14 protein-coding genes are annotated in these 22079 nt (G+C 61.3%); 8 read left to right on the top strand and 6 right to left on the bottom strand.

Annotation, left to right across the window (positions count from 1 at the left end; genetic code table 11):
• Window positions 1–19: 19 nt before the first annotated feature.
• The 4 genes from AC1RP7_RS00775 to AC1RP7_RS00760 all read left to right on the top strand — a co-directional run bounded on the left by AC1RP7_RS00775 (window position 20) and on the right by AC1RP7_RS00760 (window position 7845).
• Window positions 20–3127 carry an efflux RND transporter permease subunit gene (locus tag AC1RP7_RS00775; protein WP_090455060.1) on the top strand — a complete coding sequence of 1036 codons (3108 nt, stop codon included), beginning with the start codon at window positions 20–22 and terminating at the stop codon, window positions 3125–3127.
• Window positions 3124–4605 carry an efflux transporter outer membrane subunit gene (locus tag AC1RP7_RS00770; protein WP_057714969.1) on the top strand — a complete coding sequence of 494 codons (1482 nt, stop codon included), beginning with the start codon at window positions 3124–3126 and terminating at the stop codon, window positions 4603–4605. Before AC1RP7_RS00775 ends, AC1RP7_RS00770 begins: the two co-directional genes overlap by 4 nt.
• 290 nt (window positions 4606–4895) lie before the next feature.
• Window positions 4896–7013: a putative bifunctional diguanylate cyclase/phosphodiesterase gene (locus AC1RP7_RS00765; RefSeq protein ID WP_223502208.1), complete on the top strand. Its 2118-nt coding sequence runs from the start codon at window positions 4896–4898 to the stop codon at window positions 7011–7013.
• Window positions 7014–7098: 85 nt separating this feature from the next.
• Window positions 7099–7845, top strand: a complete 747-nt coding sequence (locus AC1RP7_RS00760; RefSeq protein WP_057714967.1) for an SDR family oxidoreductase — start codon at window positions 7099–7101, stop codon at window positions 7843–7845.
• Between the two features lie 150 nt (window positions 7846–7995).
• Here AC1RP7_RS00760 and mapR read toward each other — a convergent pair whose 3' ends face one another.
• The 3 genes from mapR to AC1RP7_RS00745 all read right to left on the bottom strand — a co-directional run bounded on the left by mapR (window position 7996) and on the right by AC1RP7_RS00745 (window position 11426).
• On the bottom strand, window positions 7996–9405 hold the full coding sequence (mapR, locus tag AC1RP7_RS00755) for a GntR family transcriptional regulator MpaR (RefSeq protein ID WP_057714966.1): 1410 nt from the start codon (window positions 9403–9405) through the stop codon (window positions 7996–7998).
• Between the two features lie 179 nt (window positions 9406–9584).
• Window positions 9585–10997, bottom strand: coding sequence for a cytochrome c oxidase accessory protein CcoG (gene ccoG, locus AC1RP7_RS00750; RefSeq protein WP_493180859.1), 1413 nt, complete (start codon window positions 10995–10997; stop codon window positions 9585–9587).
• 195 nt (window positions 10998–11192) lie between these two features.
• Window positions 11193–11426, bottom strand: coding sequence for a DUF3203 family protein (locus AC1RP7_RS00745; protein ID WP_057714965.1), 234 nt, complete (start codon window positions 11424–11426; stop codon window positions 11193–11195).
• 121 nt (window positions 11427–11547) lie between these two features.
• On the opposite strand from AC1RP7_RS00745, the gene AC1RP7_RS00740 reads away from it, so the two are divergent.
• Window positions 11548–12045: an MgtC/SapB family protein gene (locus tag AC1RP7_RS00740; protein ID WP_057714964.1), complete on the top strand. Its 498-nt coding sequence runs from the start codon at window positions 11548–11550 to the stop codon at window positions 12043–12045.
• Window positions 12046–12082: 37 nt separating this feature from the next.
• On the opposite strand, the gene AC1RP7_RS00735 is transcribed toward AC1RP7_RS00740, so the two are convergent.
• On the bottom strand, window positions 12083–12250 hold the full coding sequence (locus tag AC1RP7_RS00735) for a hypothetical protein (protein WP_167362862.1): 168 nt from the start codon (window positions 12248–12250) through the stop codon (window positions 12083–12085).
• 214 nt (window positions 12251–12464) lie between these two features.
• Between AC1RP7_RS00735 and AC1RP7_RS00730 the strand changes: the two genes are divergently transcribed.
• The 3 genes from AC1RP7_RS00730 (at window position 12465) to glgB (ending at window position 20202) form a co-directional block, all read left to right on the top strand.
• On the top strand, window positions 12465–14459 hold the full coding sequence (locus AC1RP7_RS00730; protein ID WP_493180860.1) for an alpha-1,4-glucan--maltose-1-phosphate maltosyltransferase: 1995 nt from the start codon (window positions 12465–12467) through the stop codon (window positions 14457–14459).
• Between the two features lie 167 nt (window positions 14460–14626).
• On the top strand, window positions 14627–17968 hold the full coding sequence (gene treS / locus AC1RP7_RS00725; RefSeq protein ID WP_493180861.1) for a maltose alpha-D-glucosyltransferase: 3342 nt from the start codon (window positions 14627–14629) through the stop codon (window positions 17966–17968).
• 2 nt (window positions 17969–17970) lie between these two features.
• Window positions 17971–20202 (top strand): 1,4-alpha-glucan branching protein GlgB, encoded by a 2232-nt coding sequence (gene glgB, locus AC1RP7_RS00720; RefSeq protein WP_493180862.1) that lies wholly within the window; start codon window positions 17971–17973, stop codon window positions 20200–20202.
• A gap of 159 nt (window positions 20203–20361) precedes the next feature.
• Here glgB and AC1RP7_RS00715 read toward each other — a convergent pair whose 3' ends face one another.
• Window positions 20362–21126: an endonuclease/exonuclease/phosphatase family protein gene (locus tag AC1RP7_RS00715; protein WP_349733981.1), complete on the bottom strand. Its 765-nt coding sequence runs from the start codon at window positions 21124–21126 to the stop codon at window positions 20362–20364.
• Between the two features lie 114 nt (window positions 21127–21240).
• On the bottom strand, window positions 21241–21999 hold the full coding sequence (locus AC1RP7_RS00710) for a PIG-L deacetylase family protein (RefSeq protein ID WP_492587147.1): 759 nt from the start codon (window positions 21997–21999) through the stop codon (window positions 21241–21243).
• Between the last annotated feature and the right edge of the window lie 80 nt (window positions 22000–22079).

Here is a 22079-nt window from a genome sequence, read left to right as displayed (position 1 = left end):
GTGCGGGGGGCAATCATCGATGAACCTTTCCGGCCCTTTCATCAAGCGCCCGGTCGCGACCATGCTGCTGAGCCTGGCGATCATGCTGCTGGGCGGCGTGAGCTTCGGTTTGCTGCCCGTGTCGCCGCTGCCGCAAATGGACTTTCCGGTGATCGTGGTCCAGGCCAGCCTGCCCGGGGCCAGCCCCGAGGTGATGGCGTCGACCGTGGCCACGCCTTTGGAGCGTTCTTTCGGCAGCATTGCCGGGGTCAACACCATGAGCAGCCGGTCCAGCCAGGGTTCGACCCGGGTGATCCTGCAATTCGACCTGGACCGCGACATCAACGGCGCGGCGCGGGAAGTGCAGGCAGCGATCAACGCCTCGCGCACCCTGCTGCCGAGCGGGATGCGCAGCATGCCGACCTACAAGAAGGTCAACCCGTCCCAGGCGCCGATCATGGTGCTGTCGCTGACGTCGGATGTGCTGGAAAAAGGCCAGCTCTATGACCTGGCATCGACCATCCTGTCCCAGAGCCTGTCCCAGGTGCAGGGTGTCGGCGAGGTGCAAATCGGCGGCAGTTCGTTGCCGGCGGTACGTATCGAGCTTGAACCGCAGTCATTGAACCAGTACGGCGTGGCCCTGGACGATGTGCGCAACACCATCGCCAATGCCAACGTGCGCCGGCCCAAGGGCTCGGTGGAAGACGATCAGCGGCTGTGGCAGGTCCAGGCCAACGATCAGCTGGAAAAAGCCAAGGACTACGAGTCGCTGATCATCCACTACAACGGCGGCGCGGCCCTGCGCCTGAAGGATGTGGCCAAGGTCAGCGATGGCGTCGAGGACCGTTACAACAGCGGTTTCTTCAACGACGACGCGGCAGTGCTGCTGGTGATCAACCGCCAGGCCGGTGCGAACATCATCGAGACGGTCAACGAGATCAAGGCCCAGCTGCCGGCGTTGCAGGCGGTGCTGCCGGCCAGCGTCAAGCTGAACCTGGCCATGGACCGCTCGCCGGTGATCAAGGCCACGCTGCACGAGGCGGAAATGACCCTGCTGATCGCCGTGGCGCTGGTGATCCTGGTGGTGTTCCTGTTCCTCGGTAACTTCCGTGCCTCGCTGATCCCGACCCTGGCGGTGCCGGTGTCGCTGGTCGGTACCTTTGCCGTGATGTACCTCTACGGTTTTTCGCTGAACAACCTGTCGCTGATGGCGCTGATCCTGGCCACCGGGCTGGTGGTGGACGATGCCATCGTGGTGCTGGAGAACATTTCCCGGCACATCGACGAAGGCGTGCGGCCGATGAGGGCCGCGTACCTCGGCGCCCAGGAAGTCGGTTTTACCTTGCTGTCGATGAACGTGTCGCTGGTGGCGGTGTTCCTGTCGATCCTGTTCATGGGCGGGATCATCGAAAGCCTGTTCCGCGAATTCTCCATCACCCTGGCGGCGGCCATCGTGGTCTCGCTGGTGGTGTCGTTGACCCTGACCCCGATGCTCTGCGCTCGCTGGCTCAAGCCGCACACGCCGGGGCAGGAGAACCGCCTGCAACGCTGGAGCCGGCGGACCAACGACTGGATGGTCGGCAAATACGCCACCAGTCTCGACTGGGTGCTGCGCCACAAGCGCCTGACCTTGCTCAGCCTGTTCGTGACAATCGGCGTGAACATTGCGTTGTATGTTGTTGTTCCTAAAACATTTTTACCACAGCAAGATACCGGTCAGCTGATCGGTTTCGTGCGCGGCGACGACGGCCTGTCGTTCAGTGTGATGCAGCCGAAGATGGAGATTTTCCGTCGGGCGGTGTTGAAGGATGAGGCGGTAGAAAGCGTCGCCGGGTTCATTGGCGGCAATAACGGCACCAACAACGCCTTCATGCTGGTGCGCCTCAAGCCGATCAAGGAGCGCAGCATTTCCGCGCAGAAAGTCATCGAACGCCTGCGCAAGGAAATGCCCAAGGTTCCCGGGGCACAACTGATGCTCATGGCGGACCAGGACCTGCAATTCGGTGGTGGCCGTGAGCAGACCACCTCGCAATACTCGTACATCCTGCAGAGCGGGGATCTGGGGGCATTGCGCGAGTGGTATCCGAAAGTCGTCACCGCGCTCAGGGCCTTGCCGGAGCTGACGGCGATCGATGCGCGGGAAGGCCGGGGCGCCCGCCAAGTGACCCTGATCGTCGACCGTGACCAGGCCAAGCGCCTGGGTGTCGACATGGACATGGTCACGGCGGTGCTGAACAACGCCTACAGTCAGCGGCAGATTTCGACCATCTACGACAGTCTTAACCAGTACCAGGTGGTGATGGAGGTCAATCCGAAATACGCCCAGGACCCGATCACCCTCACGCAAGTCCAGGTGATCACCGCTGACGGCGCGCGAATCCCGCTGTCGACCATCGCCCATTACGAAAACAGCCTGGAAAACGACCGGGTCAGCCACGAAGGCCAGTTTGCTTCGGAGAGCATTGCCTTCGACATGGCCGAAGGCGTGACCGTGGAGCAGGGCGGTGCCGCCATCGAGCGGGCGATTGCCAAGGTCGGCCTGCCGGAAGACGTGATCGCGAAAATGGCCGGCACAGCCAACGCTTTCGCGGCGACCCAAAAAAGTCAGCCGTGGATGATTCTGGGGGCGCTGGTGGCGGTGTATCTGGTCTTGGGTGTGCTGTACGAAAGCTACATTCACCCGCTGACGATTCTCTCGACCCTGCCGTCGGCCGGGGTCGGCGCGTTGCTGTCGATCTATGCGTTGGGCGGCGAGTTCAGCCTGATTTCGTTGCTGGGGCTGTTTCTGCTGATCGGCGTGGTGAAGAAAAACGCGATCCTGATGATCGACCTGGCGTTGCAACTGGAACGAAACCAGGGCATGGCACCGCTGGAATCGATCCGCAGCGCCTGCCTGCAACGTTTGCGACCTATCCTGATGACCACCCTGGCGGCGATCCTCGGTGCCTTGCCGTTGCTGTTGAGCCGCGCCGAAGGGGCGGAAATGCGCCAGCCGCTGGGCCTGACCATCATCGGCGGGCTGATCTTCAGCCAGGTACTGACGCTTTACACCACCCCGGTGGTTTACCTCTATCTCGACAACCTGCGCCATCGCTTCAATAAATGGCGCGGGGTGCGTACTGATGTTGCTCTGGAAACTCCGCTATGACTGACCGTTCGCTTTTCAACCTGGCTGCACCGCTGATCACGGCTCGAGGCTCGCGCCTGTTGAGCCTGTCACTGTGCGTGGCGATGCTCAGTGCCTGCGCCGTCGGCCCGGATTACCAGCGCCCGCAAACCGCGGAGCCTGCGCAGTACAAGGCAGCGGAGGGCTGGCGTCAGGCCAACCCGAGCGATGCCCTGGCACGTGGCGCGTGGTGGGAGTTGTATGGCGACCGGCAGCTCAACGACCTGATCGAAAAACTCAACAGCGCCAACCAGACCGTCGCCCAGTCCGAAGCGCAGTACCGCCAGGCCCAGGCCTTGGTGCGCAGTGCACGCGGGGCGTTTTTCCCGACAGTGGACCTGAACGTCAGCAAGAACCGTTCAAGCCAGGGCACCGGCAGCAGCAGCTCCAGCCTGAGCAGTTCGTCCAGCGGTATTCGTGACACGTACTCGGCCCAGGCGGGCGTCAGTTGGGAAGCGGACGTATGGGGCAAGCTGCGCCGAGGCCTCGAAGCCGATACCGCCAATGCCCAGGCAAGCTTTGCCGATCTGGCGGCCATGCGCCTGAGTCAACAGTCGGAGCTGGTGCAGAATTACCTGCAACTGCGCGTGATCGATGGCCAGAAACGCTTGCTCCAGGACACGGTCGAGGCATATCAGCGTTCGTTGAAGATGACCGAAAACCAGTACCGCGCAGGCGTATCGGGCAAGGACGCGGTGGCCCAGGCCCAGACACAGCTCAAAAGCACCGAAGCCGATATGATCGACCTGATCTGGCAACGCGCCCAGTTGGAGAACGCCATCGCTGTGCTGATCGGCCTGCCGCCGGCCGAGTTCAGCCTGGCGCAAAGCCAGGACATCCCGCAATTGCCGCAAGTACCGCTGGCGCTACCTTCGCAGTTGCTGGAGCGTCGCCCGGACATCGCTTCGGCCGAGCGCTCGGTGATGGCCGCCAACGCCAACATAGGTGTGGCCAAGGCTGCCTATTACCCGGACCTGACCCTGAGCTTGAACGGTGGTTACAGCAGCAGTACCTCGAAAGACTTGTTCAGCCTGCCGAACCGCTTCTGGTCGGTCGGACCGCAATTGGCCATGACCCTGTTCGACGGTGGCCAGCGCTCGGCGGAAGTCGACCGCAGTGAAGCGGCCTATGACGAAACGGTGGCCAAGTACCGCCAGACCGTACTGGACGGATTCCGCGAAGTGGAAAACTACCTGGTGCAGCTCAAGGTGCTTGAGGATGAAGCCGTCGTGCGCCAACAGGCACTGGATGCCGCCCGTGAATCATTGCGCCTGACCCAGAACCAGTACAAGGCCGGTTTGATCGCGTACATCGATGTGGTGGTGACCCAGGCGGCGGCGCTGAACAATGAACGCAGCAACCTGGACCTGTTGCAAAGCCGCCTGATAGCCAGTGTGCAGTTGATTGCCGCGTTGGGGGGTGGCTGGGACGGGCAGCTTGAGGTGAGCGAAAACCGATAGCGTAGCTGCAATCCCTGTGGGAGCGAGCTTGCTCGCGATGGCTGCGTCACATTCAGCATGGATGTTGCCTGACCCACCGCTATCGCGAGCAAGCTCGCTTCCACAGGTTTTGTCAGGTGCCAGCAGCTTGAAGCAAGTTAATGTAAAACCTTAAAACAAGCGTTTCATCGGACTGATGGCCCTTTGCTCATTTTGTGAGTGCGTTCTCATTTGGAATCAGTACAATCGCCGCATTTGCCCCCGCCCGAGAATGAAAGCCATTAACAAGGGGGCTTTCGCGAGAAGTCTCCATGCTCATCGGCAGCTATTCCCCCACCCTGGTCATCATTTCGCTCTGTGTAGCGATTCTCGCCTCATACACCGCACTCGACCTGACCGGACGCATTGCCACCGCCAAAGGCCGCGCCGTGCATTTGTGGACTGCGGGCGGGGCCGTTGCCATGGGCATCGGCATCTGGTCGATGCACTTTATCGGCATGCTCGCGTTCAAGTTGCCGATCGACCTGGGGTACGACGGCACCATCACCCTGTTGTCGTTGCTGATCGGCGTGCTCTCCAGCGGTTTTGCGCTGTGGCTGGTCAGCCAGCCGCAATTGCCGGCCTGGCAACTGGCCTTTGGCGCGTTGGTCATGGGCGCCGGCATCAGCGCGATGCACTACACCGGCATGGCTGCCATGCGCATGCAACCGGGCATCGACTATGACCCGACGCTGTTCGGCGCCTCGCTGCTGATCGCTGTCGGTGCTTCGGGCGCAGCATTGTGGATCGCTTTCCATCTGCGCCAGCACACGCCTTATGTCCGTCTGATCCGTGGTGGTGCCGCCGTGATCATGGGTATCGCCATCGTCGGCATGCACTACACCGGGATGGCCGCCGCACGCTTTGCCGACGGCAGTTTTTGTGGCGCGGCGGTCAATGGATTGAGCGGCAATGGCCTGGACAACCTGGTGCTGATCACCACGTTGGCGGTGCTGAGCATTGCCCTGCTGACCTCGATCCTCGATGCACGCCTGGAGGCTCGCACCGCGAGCCTGGCCCAGTCGCTGACCGAGGCCAACCGTGAACTGACCCAATTGGCCTTGCATGACACCCTCACCGGATTGCCGAACCGGACGTTGCTCGCCGATCGAATCGATCAGGCCATGTCGCGGGTCCGGGAAGAAGGGGGGTGCTTTGCCCTGATGTTCATCGATCTGGACGGCTTCAAACCGGTCAACGATGCCTTCGGCCACCACATGGGTGATCTGTTGTTGCGCGAAGTGGCCCTGCGCCTGCGCGAAGACTTGCGCAGCCAGGACACCCTGGCACGGATCGGCGGCGATGAGTTCGTGTTGCTGGTGCAATTGAGCGAACAGAACGACGCCTTGAACCTGGCGGCCCGTCAGGTCGGGTTGATCGCGCGCGCGTTCCGGGTTGCCGAACATGATTTGCACATTTCCGCCAGTGTCGGCATCGCGCTCTACCCGGGTAACGGGCAGTCCGCCCACGAGTTGCTGATGAACGCCGACGCGGCGATGTACCACGCCAAGGGCGCGGGTAAAAACGGCTACAGCTTTTTCGATGTCTCGATGAACAACAACGCCCGCAAGCAGCTGCAATTGCTGCAGGATCTGCGCAATGCCGTGGAACAGCAGGAATTCAGCCTGCATTACCAGCCCAAGTTCGACGCCGCCAATGGCCGGCCAGTGGGCGCCGAGGCCTTGTTGCGCTGGGAACACCCGACTCAAGGAATGCTGTTGCCGGACAAATTCATCGAGCTGGCGGAAAAAACCGGGCTGATCATTCCGATCGGCGAGTGGGTGCTCAACGAAGCCTGCCGTCAGATGCGCGAGTGGTACGTGCTGGGCTACACCGACTGGCGCATCGCGGTGAACCTTTCGGCCATTCAGTTTTGCCATGCCGGGCTGGTCCAGAGCGTTGCCAAGGCGCTGGCGACGCACCATCTGCCACCCAACAGCCTGACCCTGGAAATCACCGAAACCACCGCCATGAGCGATGCCGATGCGAGCATGACGGTGCTGCAGGAACTGTCGGAAATGGGTGTCGACCTGTCCATCGACGATTTTGGTACCGGCTATTCGAGCTTGATGTACCTCAAGCGCCTGCCGGCCAACGAGCTGAAGATCGACCGCGGTTTTGTCCGGGACCTGGAGCGCGACAGCGATGACGCCGCCATCGTTTCGGCCATCGTCGCCCTCGGTCAGGCGCTGGGGTTGCGCATCGTCGCCGAAGGTGTGGAAACCGGTGTGCAGCAGGACTTCCTGACTCAGCTCGGCTGCGATTCGTTGCAGGGTTACCTGCTGGGGCATCCGCTGCCGGCCGCAGGCTTCATGGTGGAAATCCATCGCGGGGAGCAGTTGGTCGAGCAGTTGAAAGCCAGTGCCAGGCGCGAGATGTCGATGACATGACAGCTGATGTGAAGCCATGCAAAAACCGCCAATGGCGGTTATTCTTGCCCCCGACCGCTTAAGCTTTGATTGGGGGAAAGCTCGCATGGACAAAGTCATCGTCATCACCGGCGGTAGCCGCGGCATCGGTGCCGCCACCGCTCTGTTGGCCGCCGCGCAGGGCTATCGGATCTGCATCAACTATCAGGCGGACGAACAGTCTGCATTCGGCGTGCTGGAGCAAGTCCGCGCCCTCGGTGCGCAAGCCATTGCGGTACGGGCCGACGTCAGCATCGAAGACGAAGTGATCGCGCTGTTCAATCGGGTGGACAGTGAACTGGGGCGGGTCACCGCGCTGGTGAACAACGCCGGCACCGTCGGGCAGAAGTCCCGGGTCGACGAGATGTCCGAGTTCCGCATTCTCAAAATCATGAAAACCAACGTCCTGGCGCCGATGCTCTGTGCCAAGCACGCGATCCTGCGCATGTCGCCCAGGCACGGCGGGCAGGGCGGCAGCATCGTCAACGTATCGTCGGTCGCCTCGCGTTTGGGATCGCCCAACGAGTACGTGGATTACGCAGCGTCCAAAGGCGCGCTGGACACCTTCACCATCGGCCTGTCCAAGGAAGTGGCGGGTGAGGGGATTCGGGTCAACGCCGTGCGTCCGGGTTACATCTACACCGATTTCCATGCCTTGAGCGGCGATCCGGATCGGGTCAGCAAGCTGGAATCGGCGATTCCGATGGCGCGGGGCGGGCGTCCGGATGAAGTGGCGGAGGCGATTGTCTGGTTGTTGTCGGACAAGGCTTCTTATGCGACGGGGACTTTTGTTGATCTTGGTGGTGGGCGTTAGTTCCTGAGACAAGCGTTGTCTGCGCTGGCCTCATCGCGAGCAAGCTCGCTCCCACAGTGGATCTCAAGTGCTCACAAATCTTGTGTGTACAGAGAAACCTGTGGGAGCGAGCTTGCTCGCGATAGCAATTTATAAAACGACATGGCGCTGTCAGAACGACCGCACAATCCGCCCCAACGTCTCCATCGCCTTCTCCGAGTCCTCGGTCCACGGGCTGCCGTAATTCAACCGAATACAATTCCTGAAGCGCTGGGTCGGTGAAAAGATCGGCCCCGGTGCAATGCTGATGCCTTGCGCCAATGCCATCTGGAACAACTTCAACGAATCCATCTGCTGTGGCAATTCCAGCCACAGAAAGTACCCGCCGGCCGGTTGACTGACCCGCGTCTGCGCCGGGAAATAGCGGGCTATGGCGGCGAGCATGGCGCTTTGCTGGTCTTCCAGGGCGTGGCGCAATTTACGCAGGTGCCGGTCGTAGCCGCCGTGTTGCAGGTAATCGGCGATTGCCGCCTGGGCCGGCATCGAGGCGCACAGCGAGGTCATGAGTTTCAGCCGTTCGATTTTCTGTGCGTAACGCCCGGCAGCCACCCAGCCGATGCGGTAGCCAGGGGCCAGGCTCTTGGCGAATGAACCACAGTGCATCACCAGGCCTTCGGTATCAAAGGCCTTGGCCGGTTTCGGTGCTTGCTGGCCGTAATAGAGTTCGGCGTAGACATCGTCTTCGATCAGCGGCACCTGGTGGCGCCGCAACAATTCCACAAGCTGCTGTTTCTTGGCCTCGGGCAGAGTCGCGCCCATGGGGTTCTGGAAACTGGTCATGCACCAGCAGGCCTTGATCGGATGCCGTTCCAGGGTTTGCTCGAGTACGCCGAGGTCGATGCCATCGCGCGGGTGCACGGGAATTTCCACGGCCTTGAGTTTCAGGCGTTCGAGTACTTGCAGACAGGCGTAGAACGCCGGGGCTTCGATGGCCACCAGATCGCCAGGTTCGGTCACCGCTTGCAGGCAAAGGTTCAGGGCTTCGAGGGCGCCGTTGGTGATCAGCAGTTCCTCCATGGGCAACATCAGCCCGCCGACCATATAGCGCAGGGCGATTTGCCGGCGCAGTTGCGGGTTGCCCGGCGACATGTCGGTGACCACCATGCGCGGGTCCATGTCGCGGCTGGCGCTGGCCAGGGAGCGGGACAAACGTTGCAGGGGAAACAACGTCGGGCTGGGGAACGCCGAGCCGAAGGGCACGGTGTTCGGGTCCTTGATCGAGTCGAGCACCGAAAACACCAGTTCGCTGACGTCTACTTCCGTCGACTCGTTGACCTCATTGCTGATCACCGGCTCGGAAAACGGCCGGGGTGCGTGGGCGTTGACGAAATAGCCGGAGCGCGGCCGAGCGCGGATCAGGCCGCGACGCTCCAGCAGGTAATAGGCCTGGAACACCGTCGACGGGCTGACCCCGTAGGTCTGGCTGGCGTAGCGCACCGACGGCACCCGCTGGCCGGGACCCAGGACGCCGGAGCGGATCAGTTCTGCGATGTCGTCGGCGAATTTTTCGTAGCGTTTCATCGGTGTCCCGCAATGGAGTCGGTTCGATTAATTGTGGCGAGGGGGCTTGCCCCCGTTGGACTGCGCAGCAGTCCCATTTTGGGGCCGCTTCGCGATCCAACGGGGGCAAGCCCCCTCGCCACAGTGGATTGCATTGCCAAAACAAGACTGCACTTCACAAAGGTCAGCATCTTAAAGGCTCAGCGATTCATTGGCGCCACAAACCGGCTCTTCGCCACGCTGTAGACGCCAGGGTCATCGCTGTCGACCACCTTGAAGCCGAGGCTCTGTGAACTGCTGGCCGGACGCTCCGTGAGCATCGCCACCGACACCGGCACATCGACAATCTCGCCCGGCGCCAGGCTGAATTCGGTCCCGCCCTGCAACTGGAAATCATCGGCATCCACCAGGCTCAATTGATAGTCCTGACGCTGCTGGGTTTTGTTGATCACCTTCAGACTGTAGATGTTTTCGATCTGCCCCTGGCTGTTCTCGCGGAACAGGCCCCGGTCCTTGCTGACATCAAGGGACACCATCGGTCGTTCCACCAGCGCCATCACCAGGGCTGCGATCATCACTAGCAGCACGGCGGTGTAGCCGATAAGACGTGGGCGCAGCAGGTGTGTCTTGCCACCCTGCAACTGATGCTCGGAGGTGTAGCTGATCAACCCTGGGGCGTAGCCCATTTTGTCCATGATCGAGTCACAGGCGTCGATGCACGCCGCGCAACCGATGCATTCCATCTGCAAGCCGTCGCGGATATCGATGCCGGTGGGGCAGACCTGTACGCACAGCTGGCAGTCGATGCAATCACCCAGCCCGACCTCGGCCGGTTTGACTTCGCGCTTGCGTGGGCCACGACTCTCGCCACGGGCCACGTCGTAGGAAATGGTCAGGGTGTCCTTGTCGAACATCACGCTCTGGAACCGCGCGTAGGGACACATGTGCATGCACACCGCTTCACGCAGCCAACCGGCATTGATGTACGTGGCGCCGGTAAAAAACAGCACCCAGAACAGGCTGACGCCACTCATCTGGAAGGTCAGCAGCTCTTCGGCCAACGGCCGGATCGGCGTGAAGTAGCCGACGAAGGTCAGGCCGGTCAGCAGGCTGATGGCCAACCACAAGGTGTGCTTGGCCGCGCGACGCATCAGCTTGTTCAGGCCCCACGGCGCGGCTTGCAACTTGATCCGCTGGTTGCGTTCGCCTTCGGTGATCTTCTCGCACCACATGAAGATCCAGGTCCATGAACTTTGTGGGCAGGTGTAGCCGCACCAGACCCGGCCCGCGAACACGGTGATCGCAAACAGGCCGAACGCGGCAATGATCAACAACGCCGAGAGCAGGATGAAATCCTGCGGCCAGAAGGTCGCGCCGAAGATATGGAACTTGCTTTGCGAAAGATCCCAGAGCACCGCCTGGCGGCCGCCCCAGTTCAGCCACACGGTGCCGAAAAACAGCACAAACAGAAAACCGGCGCCGCTGATGCGCAGGTTGCGGTATAGCCCGGTGAAGCTGCGGGTGTGGATCAGGTTGTCGCTGGATTTGGCCTTCATCTTGGGGCGCGAAGGCTCGAATGTTTCTACGGTTCGGACGGGGATTCTTTCGCTCATGGTCATTCGCTCATCAGCCTCCATCAGGCATGAGCACTATGAGCGGCGATCTGTTTGCATAACAGACTCAGGTATTGCATTAAAAAGCGGATCAGATGGCCATGTTTGCACGGACTGCGACAACTTGAAGCAGCCACCGCTGCAGGGTCCATGGAGCTTTGCAAAGCAGCGGCGGCAAGTGCGGATCAAACCCGGTCAAATCACCGAACCACTGTCGGTAGCTTTCAGGTGCCGGCGTCCATCCACCGCGCCTGCGACGGTCAAGGCGTCGGCCTCGGCTTCCGTGATGTAGATGCGCTCGCCTTCGATGTCCACTGCCGACATGGCCATGGCACCGTCGGTGATGATGGTCACGTCGGGACACAGACGAATGAGTTCGCCATTTTCAGTGGTGAAAAAGCAGGTCTGGTTCTCGATGCGTACGGTCATGGCGGGATCCTTTTTTCAGTGGAAACTAAAGTTTCAGGCCGCAACCGCCGGTCATCGTTCTGTGCAACTGATTAATGGTCGCTGCGGTCCACCGTCCATGGCCCCTCACAAGGACAATCCCATGAACACTTGGTGGCACGAAGTCTGGGTGACGCTGCAAGGCGAGTTCGCCGACATTGGCGATGCCTCGCAATTGACGCGAGTGACCGTGCGCCTGTTGATGGCCGCGGTGCTGGGCGGAATTCTCGGGTTCGAGCGTGAACACCAGGGCAAGGCCGCCGGCGTGCGCACCCACATGCTGGTGGCAATGGGGGCGGCGCTGTTCGTGTTGGTGCCGCAGATGTCCGGCTCACAGGCCGATGCCATGAGCCGGGTGGTGCAGGGCGTGATTGCCGGGATCGGCTTCCTGGGGGCTGGCACTATCCTGAAAAACCGCGACGGCGATGAGGGGCACGTCAAGGGCCTGACCACCGCCGCCGGCCTGTGGATGACCGCCGCCATCGGCGTCGCGGCCGGGCTGGGCCGGGAGGCAACGGCGGTGTTCAGTACGTTGTTGGCGCTGGGAGTGTTCAGTGTGATGCCGGGGATTGTGAAACTGATCGACAAGGATCACCAATGAGATCGTTCCCCGTCAGTATGGGAGCGATCAACTGTCGTCATTCAGGGGGCACAATCACCGGCGGCATCGTCGTTGGCGGTTCTTCCCTTGGTGGCGGGTTCGTGCCGGGCGGATCCTGTTCGGGCACCGGTTGCGGATCGCTGGGTGGGATCACCGGGTTGTCGATGTTGGGATCGGGGGTTTCAGCCGGGAATGGATTGTTCATTGTTCAAGCCTCCAGTGGCACATGGCGTGAGTCGTGCTTAAGTAGGTGGACTGATTGGTTGACCGCGGCGCGAAGGACTTGATTCCGGGAATTGCCGATGAAACTTTCCCGGCGGTTGTCGCTCGGAACCTAAGTGAGTGCATCCTGGGGCGGATTGCCCGGCGGGTGGCGACCAGACACAAGCGCGTCCATGGGGCGTAAGGAGAGAGGCTCGATGACGGCTGAAAAACCGACTGAGTTGAGCTACAACCCGCACATGCCGCTGTCGCAGGCGTTGTTGCTGCCGCGTATCGTCATTGAAAACATCATGCCGATCCTTGAAGGCGGACAATTCGCCGTCAAGGCCGTGGTGGGGCAGGACGTGGTGGTGACGGCCAAAGTCTTCGCCGACGGGCATGACAAGCTGGCGGTGCGCGTGCGCTGGCGGGCCGAGGACGAGGACGCCTGGCAAAGCGCGGCCATGAACGACCTGGGCAATAACGGCTGGCAAGGGCAGTTCCGGGTCGACAGCCAGGGCCGTTATCTGTTCTGTATCGAAGCCTGGATCGATCAGTTCGCCAGTTTTTGCCATGAGCTGGAAAAGAAGCATGCGGCGGCAGTGCCCGTCAGTCTGGAATTGCAGGAAGGGCGGATTCACGTCCAGCAGGCCGCCGAGCGTAGCGAAGGGCTACTCAGCGAGCAACTGGCGGCCTTGCACCATGAACTGTCAGGACTGCTCGAAACCGAGCAGGTCGCACTGTTTTTGCACCCCCGTAGCGCCGACCTCATGGCCCGCGTCAATCATCGCGCCTACCTGAGCCTGAGCCCGGAGTACCCGGTGGATGTCGAGCGCGAACTGGCGCAGTTCGCCAGTTGGTATGAATTGTTCCCGCGCTCGATCACCGACAGCCCGACGCGCCATGGCACCTTCAATGACGTGCATACGCGACTGGCGATGATCCAGGACATGGGTTTCGATGTGCTGTATTTCCCGCCGATCCACCCGATCGGGCGCAGCTACCGCAAAGGCCCGAACAACAAGCTGACGGCGGGTCCCGATGATCCGGGCAGCCCCTATGCGATTGGTAGCGAGGAAGGCGGGCACGAGGCGATTCACTCGCAATTGGGTACCCGCGAAGACTTTCGCCGACTGGTGGCGGCCGCTGCGGCCCATGGTCTGGAAATCGCCCTGGATTTTGCCATCCAGTGTTCCCAGGACCATCCATGGCTCAAGCAACACCCCGGCTGGTTCAACTGGCGGCCGGACGGCACGATCAAATATGCGGAGAACCCACCGAAGAAATACCAGGACATCGTCAACGTCGACTTCTATGCCCCCGAGGCGATTCCGAGCCTGTGGGTGGAACTGCGCGACATCGTGGTGGGCTGGGTCGAGGAGGGCGTGAAGATCTTTCGCGTCGATAATCCGCACACCAAGCCGTTGCCGTTCTGGCAATGGCTGATCGCCGATGTACGGGCGCTGTACCCCGAGGTGATCTTCCTCGCCGAAGCCTTTACCACCCCGGCAATGATGGCGCGCCTGGGCAAGGTCGGTTACTCCCAGAGCTACACCTATTTCACCTGGCGCAACACCAAGGCCGAACTGGCGACCTACTTCACCGAACTCAACGAGTCGCCGTGGCGAGAATGCTACCGGCCGAATTTCTTCGTCAATACACCGGACATCAACCCGGCGTTCCTCCACGAATCCGGGCGTCCCGGGTTTCTCATTCGCGCCGTGCTGGCGACCATGGGCTCGGGCCTGTGGGGCATGTATTCGGGTTTCGAGTTGTGCGAGTCGGCTCCGGTACCGGGTAAGGAGGAATACCTCGATTCCGAGAAGTATGAGATCCGCCCGCGGGACTTCAACGCGCCGGGCAACATCATTGCCGAGATCGCCCAGCTCAACCGCATCCGACGGCAGAACCCGGCGTTGCACACGCATCTGGGCCTGAAGGTCTACAACGCCTGGAACGACAACATCCTTTACTTCGGCAAGCGCAGCGCCGATGGAGGCAATTTCATTCTGGTGGCGGTCAGTCTCGATCCGCACAACGTGCAGGAAGCGAACTTCGAGTTGCCGTTGTGGGACATGGGCTTGCCTGACTACGCCAGCACCCAGGGCGAAGATTTGATGAATGGTCATCGCTGGACCTGGCACGGCAAGCAGCAGTTCATGCGGATCGACCCGGCGTATCAGCCGTTCGGGATTTGGAGGATAACTGTTTAAACGCAAAACCTGTGGGAGCGAGCTTGCTCGCGATAGCAATTTTGTGGGCAACCTCTTTATTGAATATTCAATTGTCATCGCGAGCAAGCTCGCTCCCACGTAGACCTCATTGCGTTTGACTCGAGTGACCAGCCCGGCGGAACTTTCGAATTCACCAGGAGTTGCACATGGCGAAGAAACCCAAGGCAGCCACGTTCATCAAGGACCCGCTCTGGTACAAGGACGCGGTGATCTATCAAGTCCACGTCAAATCGTATTTCGACTCCAACAACGACGGGATTGGCGACTTTCCCGGCCTCATCGCCAAGCTCGATTACATCGCCGACCTGGGCGTCAACACCATCTGGCTGTTGCCGTTCTACCCCTCGCCACGGCGCGATGACGGCTACGACATCGCCGAATACCGTGGCGTACACAGCGACTACGGCACCATGGCCGATGCCAGGCGCTTCATTGCCGAGGCGCACAAACGCGGCCTGCGGGTGATCACCGAACTGGTCATCAACCACACCTCCGACCAGCACCCGTGGTTCCAGCGGGCGCGCAAGGCCAAACCCGGATCGGCGGCGCGGGACTTCTATGTGTGGTCCGATGACGATCAAAAATACGATGGCACGCGCATCATCTTTCTCGATACAGAGAAGTCCAACTGGACCTGGGACCCGGTCGCCGGCCAATACTTCTGGCACCGTTTCTACTCCCACCAACCGGACCTGAACTTCGATAACCCGCAAGTCATGAAAGCGGTGCTGTCGGTGATGCGTTACTGGCTCGACATGGGCATCGACGGCTTGCGTCTGGACGCGATTCCCTACCTGATCGAGCGCGATGGCACCAACAATGAGAACTTGCCGGAAACCCACGACGTCCTGAAAAAGATCCGTGCGGAAATCGACGCCAACTACCCCGACCGCATGTTGCTGGCCGAGGCCAATCAGTGGCCGGAGGATACTCAGTTGTACTTCGGCGACACCGACAAGAAAGGCCTGAACGGCGATGAATGCCACATGGCCTTCCACTTCCCGTTGATGCCGCGCATGTATATGGCGCTGGCCCAGGAAGATCGTTTCCCGATTACCGACATTCTGCGCCAGACCCCGGATATACCCGCCAACTGCCAATGGGCGATCTTCCTGCGCAACCACGATGAGCTGACCCTGGAGATGGTCACCGACAAGGAACGCGATTACCTGTGGAATTACTATGCCGCCGACCGCCGGGCGCGGATCAACCTGGGGATTCGCCGGCGTCTGGCGCCGCTGATGGAACGCGACCGCCGTCGGGTCGAGTTGCTTCACAGCCTGCTGCTGTCCATGCCCGGCACGCCGACCCTGTATTACGGCGATGAGATCGGCATGGGCGACAACATCTACCTCGGCGACCGCGACGGTGTGCGCACGCCGATGCAATGGTCCATCGACCGCAACGGCGGTTTCTCCCGAGCCGACCCGGCGAGTCTGGTGCTGCCGCCGATCATGGACCCGCAATACGGCTACCTGTCGGTCAACGTCGAAACCCAGGCTGGCGACCCGCATTCGCTATTGAACTGGACCCGGCGCATGCTTGCCGTGCGCAAGCATTCCAAGGCCTTCGGGCGCGGCACGTTGAAGATGCTGTCGCCCAGCAACCGGCGGATTCTGGCCTACACCCGTGAATACACCGGGGTGGACGGCAAACACGAAATCATTCTGTGCGTGGCCAACGTGTCGCGCAGCGCCCAGGCCGCCGAGCTGGATCTGTCGGCCTACGTCGGCATGGTGCCGGTGGAGATGCTCGGGGGTAACGCATTCCCCCCCATCGGCCAGCTGAACTTCCTCCTGACGCTGGCGCCTTACGGCTTCTACTGGTTCGGCCTCGCCGCGGAAAACCAGATGCCGAGCTGGCACGTGGAGCCTGCACAGAGCCTGCCGGACTTCACCACGCTGGTGCTGAAAAAACGCATGGAGGAACTGCTCGAAGCACCGTCACGCACCACGCTGGAGCAAAGCATCCTGCCCAACTGGTTGCAGAACCGCCGCTGGTTCGCAGGTAAGGACGCCGCCATCGAACAGGTCGAACTGGCCTATGGCGTGCGATTCGGCGATCCGCAGCACCCGGTGCTGTTCAGCGAGATCAATGTCACCAGCGGTGGCCAGAGCAGCCGCTACCAGTTGCCGTTCGGTTTTATCTCGGAAGATCAGGTCGGTACTCCCTTGCCGCAGCAATTGGCATTGTCGCGGGTACGGCGTGGGCGCCAGGTCGGCCTGATCACCGATGCCTTCAGCCTGGACACCTTTGTGCATGCCGTATTGCAGGGCATTCAGGCCGGCACCGTATTGGCCTCCAGCGATGGCGACATTCGCTTCGAGTCCACTGCCGAACTGGAAAAGCTCGGCCTCAATGCCGAGTCGCCGGTACGTTACCTGTCCGCCGAACAGTCCAACAGCTCGGTGGTGATCGGCAACAGCTTGGTACTGAAGCTGATCCGCAAGGTCGCCTGCGGCGTGCACCCTGAGCTGGAAATGAGCGCGTACCTGACGCAAGCCGGGTTCAGCAATATTTCGCCATTGCTGGGGGCCGTGGTGCGCCGGGATGGGGCGGGTGAAGATAATTTGCTGATGATCGCCCAAGGCTACCTGAGCAATCAGGGCGACGCCTGGGAATGGACTCAGAACAACCTCGAACGGGCACTTCGTGATGAACTGGCCGACGCCGTGTCCGAGCAGGAACAGCATTACAACGCGCTCGGCGAACTGAAAGATTTCGCCGCTATGCTTGGTCAGCGTCTGGGGGAAATGCACCAGGTGCTGGCGGCGCCGAGTGCCAACCCGGACTTCTTGCCCCAGGTCACTACGCAGAAGGAGGCGCTGGCCTCGGCCAAGGATGTCGCGGCGCAAATCGAGCGCGCGCTGAACTTGCTCAAGCAGCATAAAAATCAACTTGACCCGGCGGACCAGACCCTGGTCGGCCGTTTACTGGACAACAAGAAAGCCATCCTCGGCCATGTACAGGCGTTGGGCAAAAAGACCGCGGGCGGCTTGCGCATTCGTGTGCACGGCGACCTGCACCTGGGGCAGGTGCTGGTGATCAAGGGCGATGCCTACCTGATCGACTTCGAAGGCGAACCGGCCCGGCCATTGCATGAACGACGGGGCAAACACAGCCCGTACAAGGATGTCAGCGGCGTGCTGCGGTCTTTCGACTATGCGGCGGCGATGGCGATCAACGTGCAGAGCGTCGATAACACCGCAGCGGCCGATGCCGCGCGCTTGCGGGTCACCGATCGCTACTTGAGCGAGGCGCGGCAAGCATTTGTCGACGCTTATCGGCTGGCGGCAGCTAGTCTTGCCCATGCATGGCAAGATCCCGAAGGCGAGGATGCCGCGCTGGCGTTGTTCGGTCTGGAGAAGGCGGCGTATGAAGTGGCTTATGAGGCGGAAAATCGCCCCGCCTGGTTGCCCGTGCCGTTGCACGGTTTATATGGATTATTGAGTGGGCTTAAACCCTTTTCCGATCTTGGTGGAGAGTAGTCATGAGTGTCTCGAACAAGGAACAGGGTCATCACAAAGAAGCGCTGCTGCCCAGGGCGCGGGATATCGACGCATTGGTGCGCGCCGAGCATATCGATCCTTTTGCGATTCTTGGCCCCCACGCTGATGGCGCTGGCGGGCAATTCATTCGCGCGTATCTGCCGGGTGCCTTGAGTGTGCAGGTGCTGGCCAGGGATACCGGACAAGAGCTCGGCCAACTTGAAGCCACAGAGACGCCGGGATTGTTTGTCGGGCATTTCGAACGTGCGCAAGCGTATCTGCTGCGTACCCGTTGGGCCGGCGGCGAGCAAACGGCAGAAGATCCTTACAGCTTCGGTCCGTTGTTGGGCGAAATGGATTTGTATCTGTTTGCCGAAGGCAATCACCGCGACCTCAGCGGGTGCCTGGGCGCGCAACTGAAAACCGTGGACGGCATCGACGGCGTGCGTTTCGCCGTGTGGGCGCCGAATGCCCGGCGGGTGTCGGTGGTCGGTGATTTCAACGTCTGGGACGGGCGCCGGCACCCGATGCGCCTGCGTCACCCCACAGGCGTCTGGGAATTGTTCATCCCGCGCCTGCAAGCCGGGGACACCTACAAATACGAGATTCTCGGCGCCCACGGCATCCTGCCGTTGAAGGCCGATCCCGTGGCGTTGGCCACCAGCCTGCCACCGGACACCGCCTCGAAAGTCGCTTCACCCTTGAACATCGACTGGCAGGATCAGGACTGGATGATGGCCCGAGGTGACCGCCAGCGGGTGACGGCGCCGTTGTCGATCTACGAATTGCACGCCGGCTCGTGGCAATGCGAGCTGGACGATCTGGGCGAAGTGGCCCGCCAGTACACTTGGCCCGAGTTGACCGAGCGGCTGATTCCCTATGTCAAAGACCTCGGTTTCACCCACATCGAACTGATGCCGATCATGGAGCACCCGTTCGGCGGCTCGTGGGGTTATCAGTTGTTGTCGCAATTCGCGCCGAGTGCGCGGTATGGCACGCCGGACGAGTTCGCCGCGTTCATCAACGCCTGCCACCAGGCCGAACTCGGGGTGATTCTCGATTGGGTGCCGGCGCATTTTCCCACCGATACCCACGGCCTGGCCCAGTTCGACGGCACGGCGCTGTACGAGTACGGTAACCCGCAGGAAGGTTTCCATCAGGACTGGGACACCCTGATCTACAACCTGGGTCGCACCGAAGTGCACGGCTACATGCTGGCGTCGGCGCTGCACTGGCTCAAGCATTTCCACGTCGACGGCCTGCGGGTCGATGCGGTGGCCTCGATGCTCTACCGCGACTACTCGCGCAAGGCCGGCGAGTGGGTGCCGAACCGCCATGGCGGGCGGGAGAACCTGGAAGCCATCGACTTCCTGCGTCACCTCAATGACGTGGTGGCCCTCGAAGCGCCCGGTGCGTTGGTGATCGCCGAGGAATCCACCGCATGGCCCGGTGTAAGCCAGGGCACGCAACAGGGCGGCCTGGGCTTTGCCTACAAATGGAACATGGGCTGGATGCACGACTCGCTGCATTACATCCAGCAGGACCCGGTGTACCGCGCCCATCACCACAACGAACTGAGTTTCGGCCTGGTGTATGCGTGGTCCGAGCGCTTCATCCTGCCGATCTCCCACGATGAAGTGGTGCACGGCAAACACTCGCTGATCGACAAGATGCCCGGCGACCGCTGGCAGAAATTCGCCAACCTGCGGGCCTACCTGAGTTTCATGTGGGCGCATCCGGGCAAGAAACTGCTGTTCATGGGCTGCGAGTTCGGCCAGTGGCGCGAGTGGAACCATGACCAGCAACTGGACTGGTACCTGTTGCAATACCCAGAGCACCAGGGGGTGCAGAAACTGGTGGCCGACCTCAACCGCTTGTACCGCGAAGAGCCGGCGCTGCATGAGCAGGACGACGTGCCGCAGGGTTTCCAATGGCTGATCGGCGATGACGCGATCAACAGCGTTTATGCGTGGTTGCGCTGGAGCAAGGACGGCGAACCGGTGCTGGTGGTGGCCAACTTTACGCCAGTGCCACGCGAGGCTTATCGCGTCGGGGTGCCGTTTGCCGGGCAGTGGAACGAGGTGCTCAACAGCGACTCGTCCATCTATGCCGGTTCCAACTACGGCAACAGTGGCGGGGCGGTTGCCGAGGAAACGCCGAGCCATGGCCAGGCGTTGTCGCTGGTGTTGAATTTGCCGCCGTTGGCGGTGTTGATGTTGCGGCCGCAGGGCTGATCCGAAGTCGGCGGTGCTGCAATTCGCGAGCAAGCCCGCTCCCACACTGGTTTTGAGTACGGCATCAATCCAGTGTGGGAGCGGCGGTGCGACGATTCGACTTGCTCGCGAAGGGGCCGGTGCTATCGACGCCGGCACCTGGCAATGAATGGCCGTGATTCAGAGATGCACTTCCACCGCCAACGGCAAATGGTCTGAAAGGTGCGTCCACGGCTTGTTTCCCAGTATTTGCGGCTCATGGCTGCTGGCGTTGCGCAGGTAGACGCGGTCCAGGCGCAGCAAGGGAAACCGTGCGGGGTAGGTTTTGGCAGGACGACCCAGGTGGCGTTCGAAGGCTTCGTGCAAGTAATCGCGGCGGGCAAGGGTGGCATTGCCCTGCATCTGCCAGTCGTTGAAGTCGCCGGCAATGATCACCGGCGCATCATCCGGCAGGGACTCGAGGAGCTGACAGAGCAACTGCAATTGCAGCTGACGATGGCTTTCCAGCAGGCTGAGGTGAACGCAGATCGCATGCACTTCGCGATGACCCGGTACGTCCAGCACGCAGTGCAGCAAGCCACGGCGTTCCGGGCCGGTAATGGAAACATCCAGGTTTCGATACTCGCGGATCGGATATTTCGACAGCAGGGCATTGCCATGGTGACCGTCGGGGTAGACGGCATTGCGCCCATAGGCGAAGTCGCTCCACATGCTGTCGGCGAGGAATTCATATTGCGAGGTTTGTGGCCAATCGTTGTAGCGGGAGGAGTGGCGGTCGTGCTCGCCGACGACCTCCTGCAGGAACACCAGGTCTGCCGACGTACTGCGCACCGCTTCACGCAATTCAGGAAGGATGAAGCGCCGGTTGAGTGCGGTAAAACCCTTATGGGTGTTGACCGTCAGCACGCGAAGCCGATGAATCGCCGGGGGCGTGTTCAATGGCATTGATTCGGTTACCTGCGGTTTTGAATGACTGGCCACATGCACTCCTCTGACTCAGGGCTGCTTATGTATGCGACTGATGCGATGGCAGGCAGTTCAGTCCAATGGGCTGCGTTTTCAAACCAGCACAATTTCATAAGGCAAACGGATACGCTCCAGCAGCGGCCGGGGCAGCAACGGCGCGAGGCCGATGGCCGGTTCGCCGTCCAGTTGGCTGGCGTAGGCATGGGTGGCGTGACTCTTGCGGGCGACGGTCCAGGTATCGAGGCGCACCTTGCGGGCACGGTGCCAGGGAATCAACTCCCGATCCCGTGCCGGCCAGTGCCAGGCCCAGAACGGTACGTCGTTGTAGGTGGCCCCGATATTGGCCGCCGCCCTGGCGCTCGCGCGGCCAACAGTGTCGTGGTCGACATTGCCGTCCTGGCGCCAGGTGCTGAACACCACATCACCTGGGCGCAGGTAGCGCGTGATGAATCGGGCGATCTGATCTTCCTGCTCCGCCAGCGCGTTATCGGTAAACCCGCCACGAATCCACTTCAGGCTGTGCATCGGCAACCCGAGTCGACGTATGGCTTCCACGCTTTCCTGGGGACGAAACACGCTGAGGCGTTTTTCCGACCACTGCTGTGACCCCGGATGGCTGGCGCTGCCGTCGGTGATCGAGATCAATTGCAGCGGGTGGCCCAGGTTACTGAGCAATTGCAGCAGGCCGCCGCAGGTCACGACTTCATCGCCGGGGTGCGGGGCAATGAGCACCGCGCGTGCGCCGATGGGTACCAGGGATTGGGTGTTGATGACCGGAATGCTGTCCAGTTGCGGGGCGCTGTTCCAGATCTGTGAGGGCAGGCTGACTTCGCTCAGGGAAACGGGTTTCATGGTGGATACGTCCTTGTTCTGCGTCGCCTTCAGTCGTGCATGGGACAAGCCCGGCAGACCCTTGAGGGCTGGTGGATAGC

The organism is Pseudomonas sp. GW822-FHT01E03, from assembly GCF_058802985.1.
The sequence above is the reverse complement of the archived record's forward strand: the minus strand, read 5'-3'. Positions and strand labels throughout refer to the sequence as shown.

Excerpts from the sequence above, each read along its gene's own strand:
- AC1RP7_RS00775 (WP_090455060.1), top strand. The coding sequence starts at position 20 with ATGAACCTTTCCGGCCCTTTCATCAAGCGCCCGGTCGCGACCATGCTG.
- AC1RP7_RS00770 (WP_057714969.1), top strand. The coding sequence starts at position 3,124 with ATGACTGACCGTTCGCTTTTCAACCTGGCTGCACCGCTGATCACGGCT.
- AC1RP7_RS00765 (WP_223502208.1), top strand. The coding sequence starts at position 4,896 with ATGCTCATCGGCAGCTATTCCCCCACCCTGGTCATCATTTCGCTCTGT.
- AC1RP7_RS00760 (WP_057714967.1), top strand. The coding sequence starts at position 7,099 with ATGGACAAAGTCATCGTCATCACCGGCGGTAGCCGCGGCATCGGTGCC.
- mapR (WP_057714966.1), bottom strand. The coding sequence starts at position 9,405 with ATGAAACGCTACGAAAAATTCGCCGACGACATCGCAGAACTGATCCGC.
- ccoG (WP_493180859.1), bottom strand. The coding sequence starts at position 10,997 with ATGAGCGAAAGAATCCCCGTCCGAACCGTAGAAACATTCGAGCCTTCG.
- AC1RP7_RS00745 (WP_057714965.1), bottom strand. The coding sequence starts at position 11,426 with ATGACCGTACGCATCGAGAACCAGACCTGCTTTTTCACCACTGAAAAT.
- AC1RP7_RS00740 (WP_057714964.1), top strand. The coding sequence starts at position 11,548 with ATGAACACTTGGTGGCACGAAGTCTGGGTGACGCTGCAAGGCGAGTTC.
- AC1RP7_RS00735 (WP_167362862.1), bottom strand. The coding sequence starts at position 12,250 with ATGAACAATCCATTCCCGGCTGAAACCCCCGATCCCAACATCGACAAC.
- AC1RP7_RS00730 (WP_493180860.1), top strand. The coding sequence starts at position 12,465 with ATGACGGCTGAAAAACCGACTGAGTTGAGCTACAACCCGCACATGCCG.
- treS (WP_493180861.1), top strand. The coding sequence starts at position 14,627 with ATGGCGAAGAAACCCAAGGCAGCCACGTTCATCAAGGACCCGCTCTGG.
- glgB (WP_493180862.1), top strand. The coding sequence starts at position 17,971 with ATGAGTGTCTCGAACAAGGAACAGGGTCATCACAAAGAAGCGCTGCTG.
- AC1RP7_RS00715 (WP_349733981.1), bottom strand. The coding sequence starts at position 21,126 with ATGCCATTGAACACGCCCCCGGCGATTCATCGGCTTCGCGTGCTGACG.
- AC1RP7_RS00710 (WP_492587147.1), bottom strand. The coding sequence starts at position 21,999 with ATGAAACCCGTTTCCCTGAGCGAAGTCAGCCTGCCCTCACAGATCTGG.